The organism is Hydrogenophaga sp., assembly GCF_051007235.1.
Classification (GTDB): Bacteria; Pseudomonadota; Gammaproteobacteria; order Burkholderiales; family Burkholderiaceae_C; genus Hydrogenophaga.
In genome coordinates, this window is record NZ_JBPCSJ010000333.1 from 1 (window position 1) to 12,184 (window position 12,184).

A 12,184-nucleotide genomic window follows, 5' to 3' on the forward strand; every position below is an offset into this window, starting at 1 on the left:
CAGCGCCTGCAGCACGTCGTGGTACGAGTCGGCTTCGTTGGTGAAGCGGCGGCCGTCGGCGCGCACCATGATCAGGCCCGGCTTGGCGCGCTCGATCAGGTGCGGGAAGTGGGCGAACGAGCCGTCGCGCTGCGGCACCAGTGAGACGGGGGCCAGGGCGGCGGCCTGCAGGCCGTCGGCGCCCACGCGGGCGCCGGCGCTCTCGCCCAGGCGCAGGCCGTCGCCGGTGTTGCCGCGCGAGGCCGCGGACCAGTGTTCGGTGCCGGTGGGCGCGTGCGGCAGCAGGGCGCGCTTGCGCTCGGTGTCGTGCGGGAATCCGCCACAGGCCAGCAGCACGCCGCGGGCCGCGTGGACCTCGACCGGGCCGTCCGGGGTGTTCAGCACGGCTCCGGTCACGCGCTCGCCGTCGCGCAACAGGCGCCGTGCTGGCGAGCGGGTGCGGATGTCGACGCCAGCTTCAAAGGCCGACGCCGCCAGCGCCGCCACCAGCGCATTGCCGTTCACCAGCCGCATGCCGCGGCGGTGGACCAGCAGGTCTTTCCCGTGCGCCAGCACACGCTTCGCGACGAACCAGAACGACGCGGGCTTGCGCAGCGCATTGAAGAAGTGGCGCAGCTCGGCGCCCGAGGCGATGCCCATGCCCCAAAGCGTGGTCTCGGGCAGCGGCGGTTTGAGATCGGCGATGCGCGGGCCGAGGCGGCGGCCGTCGAAGGGCGCGGCGCAGAGCGAGCGGCCGCCGGTGGACGCGTGCGGCGTGCGGCCGTGAAAGTCGGGGATGGCGTTGCCGTCGATGAAGCGCAGCGAGGTCTTGCTGCGGAAGAATTCCACCATGCGCGGCGCGGCGTCCAGGAAGGCGCGGGCGCGGGCCTCGTCGAAGCGCTCACCGAGTTCGTGGCGCAGGTAATTCAGCGGTTCGTCGATGGGTTCGACGATGCCCGCCTCGACGGCGAGCGGATTGCGCGGCAGCCACATCCAGCCGCCCGACCAGGCGGTGGTGCCGCCGAACTGCGGGTCTTTCTCTGCGACGATGACCTTGAGGCCCAGATGCGCCGCAGTCACGGCGGCCGAGAGCCCGCCGGCTCCAGAACCGATCACCAGAAGATCACAGTCCCACTCACGCATCGCAGCTCTCTTCGCGCGGGACACCGTGGAACTGGCTTTGCCAGGCCACTGGTGTCGCCCCCTTGAGGGGGGAAACGGCTACGCGAAGCGAGCAAGCGACGGGGGTGGTCATGGCTATACGGCGTAGATCGGCTTGCGGCCTTTGACGTCGCTCGGGGCGCCCGTCTCGGCCGTGAGTTGGAAGAAGGGCGAGGCGCCGCTGGCGGCGGCCAGCTGCTGGGCCACCGACAGCAACTCGGGCGCCATGGACTGCATGCGCTCCATGGTGAAGCGCACCGTGGGCCCGGCGATGGTGATGACGCCGATGGCCGGCTGGCCGGCAAAACGCACGGGTGCCGACATGGCTGACAGGCCCAGGCTGTAGGTGTCCACCGTCAGGCTGTAGCCACGTTCGCGCGTTTCGTGGACCGCGGCCAGCACGGCCTGCAGCGACGTCGGCGCGGCCGGACCGAATTGCTCGGGCGCTCCCAGGCCCTGCTGGGCCACCAGGGCCAGCGCGGCGTCGTCGCTGAGGGTGGACATCAGCGCCCAGCCCGAAGACGAGCAGGACAGCGTCGCGTCGCTGCCCATGTCGGGGTCGTAGCGCAGGCCCTGGCGCGCGCCTTGTGCGCGGGCGACCCAGGTCAGGCGCTCACCGTCCACCACCGACAGGCGCACCAGTTCGCCCGAAATGTCGGCCAGCTGGTTGAGCAGCGGCTGCGCGATGTCGACGATGCCGGAGTTGCTCAGGTACGAAAGGCCCATGCTCACCAGCTTGGTGGTCAGCAGGTACTCGCCGTGGCCCTTGGCCTGGCGCACATAGCCCAGGCGCACCAGGTCGGCCAGCAGGCGGTGCACGCCGCTGCGCGGGATGCCGGTACGGTCGGCGATGGCGGCCAGCTCCATGCCTTCGCCGTGTTGCGACAGCAGTTCGAGGATGCCGAGGGTTCGTTCAAGGACGCCGTTCATGGTGGGGTTCCGATTCGTTCAGGAGGTCGAAACCGGGCATGTTACGGACTGGCCGGTGCGCGCCGCTGACAGCACCGCGAGCGTGGCCTGCAGCGTGCGCAGGCCGTCCAGCGCGCTGCACAGCGGGGCTTCTTCGCCGCGGATGACGGCCGCAAAGTGCTGCAGCTGGCGCGTGTACGGATCGGCCTTGAGGGCGGTGCGCTGCTCGCGCGTGATCGGGTGGTGCCAGTGGCGTTCGCCGCTGTAGTGCCATAGCGAGAGATCGGGCAGCGAGAGCGAGCCCTGTGTGCCGGCGAAGAAGAGGGTGTTGACGTCCTGGCGCGGGTACTGGTCCTGCTCGCCGGCGCAGAAATCCCAGCACCAGGGCGCCACCGCGGTGTCCGACAGCACCAGGGTGGCCAGTGCGCCGTTGGCCAGGCGCAGCACGGCGGCGGCCGTGTCCTCCATCGCGAAGCCGCGCACCGCGTTGCTGGTCAGCGCCTGCACCTGCACGACCTCACCGCCGATGAAGCGCAGCTGGTCGATCTCGTGGATCAGGTTGATGAGCACCGGGCCGCCGCCGGGTTCGCGCCGCCAGGCCAGATCGAAATAGGCCTCGGGCTTGTAGAAGCTGGCCATGACGTTGGCGCTGACGAGCCGGCCCAGCCGGCCGCTGGCGACCAGGTCGCGCGCCTGGCGGTTGATGGGGTTGTGGCGGCGGTGGTGGCCCACCAGCACCGGCACGCCGCTGCGCGCTTGTGCGTCCGCCAGCTGCTGTGCCTCGGCCACGCTGTCGGCCAGCGGCTTTTCCACCAGGGCGGCGACGCCGCGCGCCAGGCAGTCCAGCGCCATCGGCACGTGCTGGGTGTTGGGGGTGGCGACGATGGCGCCCTGCGGCTGGAAACGTTCCAGTGCGCTCACATGGTCCGGCGCCCAGGGCACGCCGATGGATTCGGCCAGCGCACGGCCTGCGTCCGACGGGTCGGCGATGCCGGCCAGCGCGAGGTCCGGTGTGCGCAAGATTCGGTCGATGTGCGTGCGGCCGATGGCGCCGGCGCCCACAACCAGAAGGCGGGTGGTGTCCATGTGTGGTGTGTCTCCGGGCTGGAGTCTAGTCAAAAAAAGAACAACATTCAATACTTGAACGCAATTCCACTTTTGCATATGATCCACGCCAACCACCCGATCCACCCGAGATCCGAGCGAGACACATGACACAGACCCTCAGCGGCGCCACGCGCCTGCACTACATCGTGGGCGACCCGATTGCCCAGGTGAAATCGCCCGCCGGTGTGACCCAGGCCTTTGCCGACCATGGTCGCGACGCGGTGTGCGTGCCGGCCCATGTGTCGCCGGCCCACCTGGCCGACTGGGTGCGCGGCGCCTCGCTGGCACACAACGTGGACGGCATCATCGTGACCGTGCCGCACAAGTTCGCCTGTACCGACCTGTGCACCACCACCTCGGACCGCGCAGCCTTCCTGCACACGGTCAACACCATGCGCCGCAATGCCGACGGCAGCTGGCACGGCGACATGTTCGACGGCCTGGGTTTCGTCACCGCTCTGCAAGACAAGGGTTGCCAGCCGGCCGGAAAAAGAGCCTTGCTGGTGGGCGCGGGCGGCGCCGGCTCGGCCATCGCCTATGCGCTGGTCATGGCCGGCGTGAGCGAACTGGCCATCCACGACCCCGATGACCAGCGCCGCGCTGCGCTGGTGGAACGGCTGGCCGGCCTGGGGAAATGTCCGGTGACCCACGGCAGCGCCGACCCGACCGGCTTCGACCTGGTGCTCAACGCCACACCGGTGGGCATGAAAGACGATGACCCGTACCCGCTGGACGTGAGCAAGCTCCAGCCGCAGATGTTCTGCGGCTGCGTGATCACCGCCCCGGCGGTGACGCGCTTCATCGCCGCTGCACGCGAGCAGGGCTGCGGCACGATGACCGGCGCCGACATGTTCGCCCGCGTGCGCGACCTGATGGTGGATTTCCTCCTGGGGGCGTGAACATGCAAGTCCTGCAATCGCTGAACCAGCTGCCCACCGACGCTGCGTTCGATCTGGTGGTGATCGGTGCCGGTGGCGCCGGCATGGCCGCTGCGCTGTTCGCCGCGCTGGATGGCAAAACCGTGCTGCTGGTCGAGCGCACCGGGCATGTGGGCGGCACCACCGCCTGGTCCGCCGGCACCACCTGGGTGCCGGGCACGCACCACGCGACCAAGGTCAACCCGTCCGACACGCTGGCCGAAGCAGCGCGCTACCTGACCAACGCCATCGGTGATCGCACACCGGCCGCGCTGCGCCAGGCTTTTCTGGACCACGGCGCCGCGGCCATCCGCTTGCTGGAAGACCGCACCGAGCTGAAGTTCAGGCCCTACCCGAAGCACCCGGACTACATCTCCGACCTCGGTGGATCGACGCTGAACGGCCGTGCGCTGGAGCCGCTGCCCTTTGACGGGCGCCTGCTGGGCGATCTGTTCCAACTGGTGCGCCCGCCCATCCCTGAGTTCACCGTGCTCGGCGGGATGATGGTCGACCGCACCGACATCAACCACCTGCTGGCGCTGACGAAGTCTTTCGCTTCGTTCAAGCACGCGTTCAAGATCATCGCGCGCCACGGCCTGGACCGGCTGAGCCACCCGCGCGGCACGCGGCTGGTGATGGGCAACGCGCTGGTGGCGCGGCTGCTGTACTCGCTCTCGAAACAGGCCTGCGTGACGCTGGTGCTCAACACCTCGGTCGAGCGCTTCGAGCGCGACGGTGCGGACGTGACCGGTGTGGTGCTCAAGGGGCAGGGCGCAGGCGCAGGTGGCAACCGCCGCGTCAGCGCTCGCGGCGGCGTGGTGCTGGCCAGCGGCGGCTTCAACCGCCACCCGGACCTGCGCGCGCAGATGCTGCCCGGCGCCGACATCGCCTGGTGCCCGGCCGCACCCGGCCACACGGCCGAAGCCCACGCACTGGCCCAGGACGCCGGTGCGGTCTACGGCCAGGGCGCGCTGAGCAACGCCTTCTGGGCACCGGTTTCGTTGAGAAAACGCGCCGACGGCAGCACGGCGGTGTTCCCCCACTTCGTGATGGACCGCGCCAAGCCCGGCATGCTGACTGTGAACCGGAAAGGTGAGCGCTTCGTCAACGAGAGCACCTCGTACCACCTGTTCGGCATGGCGATGCAGGCCACCGGGTCGGTGCCCGCCTGGCTGGTGTGCGACGCGACCGCGCTGCAGAAGTACGGCACCGGCATGGTGCGCCCCGGCGCGTCACCCAAGGACATGGCCCCGTTCCTGGCCGATGGCTACCTCACGCAAGGCGCCACGCTGGATGAGCTGGCGCAGAAGCTCGGGATCGACCCCGCCGGCCTGAAGGCCAGCATCGAGGAGATCAACCGCTGCGCCGACACCGGGGTGGACCCGCGTTTCCACCGCGGCGAGACGGCCTATCAGCAGAACATCGGCGACGCGAGCGCAGGCACGAAAAATCCCAATCTGGGACCGCTCAAAACCGCGCCGTACTTCGCCGTGCAACTGCACCCGGGCGACATCGGGGCCGCCACCGGCTTTGCCACCGATGGGGATGCCCGCGTGCTGGACGCGCAGGGCCAGCCCATCGCCGGCCTGTATGCCGTGGGCAACGACATGCACTCGATCATGGGCGGCGTCTACACAGCGCCGGGCATCACCATCGGCCCGGGCCTGGTGTTCGGCTGCCTCGCGGCCCGCCATGCGGGTGCACGCAGCGCGGTGGCCGTGCCATGACACCCATGCACGAAATGCACAGGCCCTGGCCGCATTCGTCGGGTGTAGCGGCAGGGCTGGCCCAGAGAATGGGCGGACTTTTCGGGCCCGGCGTGCCCCGTCCCGCTGGCCGCCCAGTCGCTCAGTACAAACCCCAAAACCGTTCGATGATCGATCGTCATTGGGCGGTATTCGAACAAGTAGCTGGTTGTATCCGTGGACCGCGCGGTGGTCGCCCCCTACAGTGGGACCGCCTGCCCGAACCCCCGGCGCCAGCAGATCACACCCTTGAGTCCGGGTTCCAGGGCTTGGTTTTTTCCAACAGAAGGAGACATCTGATGCAGCAGTTCAAACGTCAATTCCTGGGCGCCGCCGTCGCGGCCCTGGCCACCGTGGCCGGTATCGGTGCCGCACAGGCGCAGGGTTACCCCGAGCGCGACGTGACCGCCGTGATCCAGTGGGGCGCCGGTGGTGGCACCGACGTGGCCATGCGTGGCTACGCACCCTACGCCGAGGAAGCCCTGGGCAAGAAGATCGTGCTGCAGAACAAGCCCGGCGCGGCCGGCGTGATCGGCGCCAACTTCGTGCTGCAGCAGCCGTCGGACGGTTACACCATCCTGATGGGCGCCGAGCCGCAGGCGCTGTACCGCGTGATGGGCGTGGCGGATTTCGACTACGACCAGTTCACCCCCATCAACATCGCCGCCGTGGCCAACACCATCCTGCTGGTGGCCAAGCCCGATGCGCCCTGGAACAGCATGCAGGATCTGCTGAGCTTCGTGCAGGCCAACCCCAAGAAGGTCAAGCAGTACCTGGCCGGCCAGGGCACCGTGCCGTTCACCATGAACGCCATGATGAGCACGCTGACCAAATTCGAGACCATCAACGTGCCGTTCGACGGTGACGGCCCCGCCATCGCTGCGCTGCAGGGCGGCCACGTGGACATCGGCTTCATCGCTTCGGGTGCCGCCATCGAGCACGTCAAGGCCGGTCGCCTCAAGGCCTTGGCCGTGGTGGACAGCAAGCCCTTCCAGGGCATCGCCCCCGTGACCGACGCGCCGTCGCTCAAGGGCATCACCAAGTACCTGCCCTGGGGTTCGTGGTACGGCGTGTTCGTGAAGAAGGACACCCCCGAGCCGGTCAAGGCCAAGCTGGTGGCCGCTTTCAAGAAGGCCGGTGACAACCCGCAGTACCGCAAGATGATGGAAGGCCGTGGCACCACCATGCTGAACATCAGCGGCGCCGAAGCCGAAGCGTTCATCAAGAAGTTCCAGTCCACCACCGCCTGGCTGTACCAGGGCGCGGGCGCGGCCAAGAAGAACCCGGCCGAGCTGGGCATCGCCAAGCCCTGATCCCCGCGGGCTGACAAAGACGGTCTGTGGCGAGCCTTTCGCCCAGGCCGTTTTTTTCACCCTTTGATCACCACAACGAGGAGAACACCATGCACACCAGCCATCCGCGGCTGCCCGGTGAGCTGACCTTCATGGTCCTGATCGTGCTGTTCAGCGCGTTCATGCTCTGGGCTTCGTACAACATTTCGCGTTTCGATTCGCTGTCGTCGGCCGGCTTCTTTCCCATGCTCTGCGCGGCGACCATGCTGGTCACTGGCCTGATGAGCCTGGTCAAGACCGCTCGATCGAAGCTGGCGCTGGCGCCCAACCAGACGGTCTTCCAGCAGTTCGTGCAGAAGCTGGCGCCGCTGACGCTGGTGCTGTTTGCTGCGCTGATCGTGGCCTACATGCTGTTGCTGGAAGTGCTGGGCTTTCTCGTCGCGTCCTACCTGTTCCTGCTGCTGTCCATGCAGGTCCTGGGCAGCAAACGCTTCGGGCTCAATCTGGTGATCAGCGCCGTGGTGCTGGCGGCCATCTACATCGTGTTCCAGACGGCCTTCTCGGTCGTCCTGCCCGCCGGCAGCCTCGTCGGCCCCTACCTGCCGGAGTTCCTGAAATGATGGAAGCCATTGGTTACTTCTTCATGTCCTGGGTGGACGTGCAGATGCTGTTGCTCACAGCACTGGGCACGTTCGCGGGCATCTACATCGGCGCCATCCCGGGCCTGTCGGTCACGATGGCGGTGTCCATCCTGATCTCGTTCACCTTCAAGTGGGACGTGAACCACGCGCTGGCGCTGATCTCCGGCATCTACCTGGGCGGTGTGTACGGTGGCTCGCGCAGCGCCATCCTGCTGAACATCCCCGGTGCGCCGGCGGCCATCGCCACCGGCCTGGACGGTTACCCGCTGGCCAAACGGGGCGAAGCGGGCCAGGCCATCGGCCTGACCACGGTGGTCTCGGTCTATGGCGGCTTCATCGGCATCCTGGCGCTGGCCGTGGCCGCGCCGCTGGTGTCGGACCTGGCCCTCATGTTCGGCCCGCGCGACTACATGCTGCTGGCCGTCTGGGGCCTGCTGCTGGTGGGCAGCCTTTCGGGTGAATCGCTGTCCAAGGGCGTCTTTTCGGGTGCCCTGGGCGCGCTCATCGCCTGCGTGGGCCTGGACCCGATGACGGGCGAGAACCGCCTGACCTTCGGCAGCATGCAGCTTTCAGCCGGCATTGCCTACGTGGCCGCCATGATCGGCTTCTTCGGTGTGTCCGAGGTGATCGCGCAGATCCACGAACTCAAGCTCACCGCGATCAAGCAGAACGTCAGCAAGATCATCCCGTCCTGGGGGCTGCTCAAGAAGTACCTGCCGCTGGCCACCCGCACGTCCACCATCGGTGTGGTGGTGGGGGCCTTGCCCGGCGCGGGCGGTGACATCGCGGCGCTCATGGCCTACGACCACGCCAAGCGTACCGTCAAGAATCCTTCGCGCCCGTTCGGCGAAGGCGCCTACGAAGGCCTGGTGGCGCCCGAATCGGCCAACAACGCGGCTGTGGGCGGTGCCTATGTGCCCATGCTGACGCTGGGTATCCCGGGCGATGCGGTCACCGCCGTGATCATCGGCGCGCTCTACATCCACGGCCTCAAGCCGGGCCCGATGCTGATGATCGAGACGCCGCACCTGTTCTGGTTCATCGTCGGTTCGCTGACGCTGGCCAATATCTTCCTGCTGGTGTTTGGCCTGACGGGCATCCGGATCTTTGCCAAGATCGTCGAGACGCCCAAGCCGGTGTTGCTGCCGCTGATCCTGGTGCTGTCGGCCGTGGGTGCCTACGCGATCAACAACAACCCGGTGGACGTGTACTGGATGCTGGGCTTCGGCGTGCTGGGCTACTTCCTCAAGATGTACGGTTTCCAGGTCGGGCCGGTCATCCTGGGCATGATCCTGGGCCCCATCATGGACCGCAGCTACCGCCAGGCCATGGCGTCCAGCGGTGAAGACGTGGGCGTGTTTGTCACCGAGTTCCTCACCACGCCGCTGTCGGCCATCCTGCTGGCCTGCGTGGTGCTGACCATCGTCAGCCAGGCGGACTGGTGGAAGCGGTTGCGCGGGAGGAAGTGATCCCCCCTGCGCGGAGCATCTGTCACCCCCCTGCGCGGCTTCGCCGCGTCCCCCCCTGGAAGGGGGGACCACGCCATAGGCCCGGCGGAGCCGGTTCCTCGGCGTGTGCCGGACAGGACACGCGCTCCGGACCGCTGCGTGCGCCGCTCAACCCCCGCTGCTGCAAGGCGCCGGGGGTTTTCTGTTTCAGGGGCTGTTGGTGTGGGCCAGTTGCGCCAGCGCCTGGGCGCGGAACTCGCGCGGGCTCAGGCCGGTGTGGCGTTTGAAGAAGCGGCTGAAGTAGGCGTCGTCTTCAAAGCCCAGCTCGGCCGCCAGCTGCTTGACGCTGCCCACGGTGTAGACCAGTTCGCGTTGGGCTTCGTGCACCAGGCGGGCGTTGATCACGTCCAGCGCCGACATGCCCAGCACCTCGCGGCAGATGCGCGAGAGCTGGCCCGCGGTCAGGCCCATGGTGCCGGCGTAGGACTGCACCGGCCGGTGTTCGCGGAAGTGCCGGTCCAGCAGGGCCTTGAACTGCCCGATCTGGCGCTGCTTGCGCGCGCCGGCGGTGGCGCCGCCCGCGTCGCGCGCGGTCGGCCCGGCCAGCCGGGCCACCTGCACCATCAGCGCGGTCAGCAGCGCCATGCCCGACGCCGTCTGGCCGCTGCGGTGCGTGCGCGACTCGCGCTCGATCGACTGGAACAGTGGCATCAGCGGCTCCAGTGGCTCGCCGTCGGCGGGCAGTTCGATCACCCGCGGCGTGCGGATGGTGTCCAGCAGCTCGGGCATCAGCAACGCAGCCAGCGACTCCAGCACCTTCTGGGTGGCGGTGACCACCGGGCCGTCCACATCAGGAGCGAAACGAAACCCGTGCGCCGCGCCGGCGGGCACGACGATGAGGCAGGGCGCCTGCGCCGGGATGCGCGCGCCGTTCAGTCGCACCTCGACCGAGCCGGCCGTCAGGCACAGCAACTGCACAAAGGCGTCGTGCCGGTGCACCTGGATCTCCCACTGGTAAGGCGCCGAGCGCTGGGGAATCCATTCGAAGTTGAACGAGTTCGACCAGGCCGGCGCGTCCTGGTCGCCGTAGAGCGCGTAGTTGGGAATGCGGGCGGTCAAGGGGGCTCCGTGGTTTGCACGAATTGTCCTGGTGCTGGCCGGGATCGTCAAACCTTGCGAAGGGGTCGGAGCGAACAATCGTTTCCATTCCAAACAGGAGACCAGCATGTCCGTTTCCCCTTCCCACTGGCTGGGCCTGCAGGGTCGCGTGGTCGCCGTCACCGGCGCGGCCAGCGGCATCGGTGCCGCCACGGCGCGCAGCCTGGCCGAAGCCGGCGCCCACGTGGCGCTGATCGACCGCGATGCCGAGGGCGCCCAGCGCCAGGCCTCCGCACTGGCCGCCGAACTCGGTGCGCAGGGCGTGCGCACCCTGGCCGTGACCTGCGACATCGCCAGCGAAGAGCAGACCCTGGCCGCTGCCCAAAAAGTGCAGGCCGAACTGGGCGATGTGACGGCCCTGATCAACAACGCCGGCCTGCTGCGCCCAGGCGCGCTGGACAGCGTGAGCCTGGCCGACTGGAACACCGTGCTGGGCGTCAACCTCACCGGCTACCTGCTGTGCGCACGCGCCTTTCAGCCGCAGCTGGCACGCACGCGCGGCGCGCTGGTGCATGTGGCGTCCATCTCTGCCAACTTCCCGCAAACCGGCAGCGGCGCCTACAGCGCGGGCAAGGCCGGTGTGCTGCTGCTGTCGCGCCAGATGGCGGCCGAGTGGGGCCCGCTGGGCATCCGCAGCAACGCCATCTGCCCCGGGATGATCCGCACCGCGCTGTCGGCGAAGTTCTACGAAGAGCCGGGCTTTGAAGAAAAGCGCGCGCAGGTCACGGCCAGCCGCCGCATCGGCGAGCCGCAGGACATCGCCGACGTGGCGCTGTTCCTGGCCAGCCCGCGCTCGGCCTACATGAACGGCGCCGAACTGGCGGTCGATGGCGGCATGTCGTCGATGTTGATGGACATGGTGCCCAGGCCAGGCTTTAACCAGACGAATTGAGGAGACACACATGAACAAGACCGAATACGACCTGATCGTGGTGGGCTCCGGCGCCGCCGGCCTGGCCACCGCCATCACCGCTAGGAAGCGCGGCCTCGATGTCGTGGTGATCGAGAAAGAGCCGGTTTTCGGTGGCACCACCGCGCTCTCGGGCGGCGTGCTGTGGATCCCGCTCGGGCCCCCTGGCCGCCAGCAGAACCCGGCCGACACGCGCGAGGCCGTGCGCCGCTACATGGTGGAAGAGACAGGCGCGTTTTATGACGAGGCCGCGGTCGAGGCCTTCATCGACAACGGGCCAAAGATGGTGGCGTTTTTCGAACGCGAAACGGCGATGCAGTTCGTGCCCACGCTCTACCCGGACTACCACCCTGATGTGCCGGGCGGCGTGGACATCGGTCGCTCCATCCTGGCCAAACCGTTCGACATCCGCGAACTCGGCGCCGACATGGCGCGCCTGAAGCCGCCGCTGAAAACCATCACCTTCATCGGCATGATGTTCAACTCGTCGAACGCCGACCTGAAGCATTTCTTTCAGGTCACCAAGTCGTTCACCTCGTTTCTGTACGTGGCCAAGCGCCTGGCCACACACCTCAAGGAACTCGCGCTGTACCGCCGCGGCATCGCGGTCACCAGCGGCAACGCGCTGGCGGCGCGGCTGGCCAAGTCGGCACTGGATCTGGGCATTCCCATCCTCACCAGCACACCGGCCCAGGGCATTCAGATGGACGGTGATCGTGCGGTGGGCGTGCGCACGGCGCAGGGCGTGCTGCGCGCGCGCCACGGCGTGGTGCTGGCCTGCGGCGGTTTCCCGCACGACGTCAAACGCATTGCACAGGCCTACCCGCATGTGAAGCGTGGTCACCGGCACCTCTCGCCCACACCCGTCAGCAACACCGGCGACGGCGTGAACATGGCCGAAGCGCTGGGCGGTGTGG

At 68.1% G+C, this 12,184-nt stretch carries 11 protein-coding genes; 7 read left to right on the forward strand and 4 right to left on the reverse strand.

All coding sequences use genetic code 11. From position 1 onward, the window contains the following. The 3 genes from ACR2JA_RS11790 to ACR2JA_RS11800 form a co-directional block, all read right to left on the reverse strand. Positions 1-1,095: FAD-dependent oxidoreductase (locus tag ACR2JA_RS11790; protein WP_434009273.1), on the reverse strand; the 1,095-nt coding region annotated here is incomplete at its 3' end. A 141-nt stretch (positions 1,096-1,236) separates the two neighbouring features. Then, positions 1,237-2,070 carry an IclR family transcriptional regulator gene (locus ACR2JA_RS11795; protein WP_434009274.1) on the reverse strand — a complete coding sequence of 278 codons (834 nt, stop codon included), beginning with the start codon at positions 2,068-2,070 and terminating at the stop codon, positions 1,237-1,239. A gap of 18 nt (positions 2,071-2,088) precedes the next feature. Continuing rightward, entirely contained in the window at positions 2,089-3,135 is a 1,047-nt protein-coding gene (locus ACR2JA_RS11800; RefSeq protein WP_434009275.1) for a Gfo/Idh/MocA family protein, read from the reverse strand. Positions 3,136-3,260: 125 nt separating this feature from the next. Between ACR2JA_RS11800 and ACR2JA_RS11805 the strand changes: the two genes are divergently transcribed. The 5 genes from ACR2JA_RS11805 to ACR2JA_RS11825 all read left to right on the forward strand — a co-directional run bounded on the left by ACR2JA_RS11805 (position 3,261) and on the right by ACR2JA_RS11825 (position 9,220). Further along, complete coding sequence (locus ACR2JA_RS11805) at positions 3,261-4,055, forward strand: shikimate dehydrogenase family protein (protein WP_434009276.1); 795 nt, start codon at positions 3,261-3,263, stop codon at positions 4,053-4,055. A 2-nt stretch (positions 4,056-4,057) separates the two neighbouring features. After that, the gene (locus ACR2JA_RS11810) at positions 4,058-5,800 is read left to right on the forward strand and encodes an FAD-dependent oxidoreductase (protein WP_434009283.1); all 1,743 of its coding nucleotides are present in this window, start codon (positions 4,058-4,060) and stop codon (positions 5,798-5,800) included. A gap of 317 nt (positions 5,801-6,117) precedes the next feature. Further along, the gene (locus tag ACR2JA_RS11815) at positions 6,118-7,131 is read left to right on the forward strand and encodes a tripartite tricarboxylate transporter substrate binding protein (protein WP_434009277.1); all 1,014 of its coding nucleotides are present in this window, start codon (positions 6,118-6,120) and stop codon (positions 7,129-7,131) included. Between the two features lie 89 nt (positions 7,132-7,220). Next, on the forward strand, positions 7,221-7,730 hold the full coding sequence (locus ACR2JA_RS11820; RefSeq protein WP_434009278.1) for a tripartite tricarboxylate transporter TctB family protein: 510 nt from the start codon (positions 7,221-7,223) through the stop codon (positions 7,728-7,730). Beyond that, positions 7,727-9,220: a tripartite tricarboxylate transporter permease gene (locus ACR2JA_RS11825; RefSeq protein WP_434009279.1), complete on the forward strand. Its 1,494-nt coding sequence runs from the start codon at positions 7,727-7,729 to the stop codon at positions 9,218-9,220. Before ACR2JA_RS11820 ends, ACR2JA_RS11825 begins: the two co-directional genes overlap by 4 nt. Positions 9,221-9,406: 186 nt before the next feature. Here the strand turns inward: ACR2JA_RS11825 and ACR2JA_RS11830 are convergent, their stop codons facing one another. Next, on the reverse strand, positions 9,407-10,318 hold the full coding sequence (locus ACR2JA_RS11830; RefSeq protein ID WP_434009280.1) for a helix-turn-helix domain-containing protein: 912 nt from the start codon (positions 10,316-10,318) through the stop codon (positions 9,407-9,409). A gap of 106 nt (positions 10,319-10,424) precedes the next feature. On the opposite strand from ACR2JA_RS11830, the gene ACR2JA_RS11835 reads away from it, so the two are divergent. Next, entirely contained in the window at positions 10,425-11,249 is an 825-nt protein-coding gene (locus ACR2JA_RS11835; RefSeq protein ID WP_434009281.1) for an SDR family NAD(P)-dependent oxidoreductase, read from the forward strand. Positions 11,250-11,259: 10 nt separating this feature from the next. Next, on the forward strand, positions 11,260-12,184 hold a 925-nt coding region (locus ACR2JA_RS11840), incomplete at its 3' end, for an FAD-dependent oxidoreductase (RefSeq protein ID WP_434009282.1).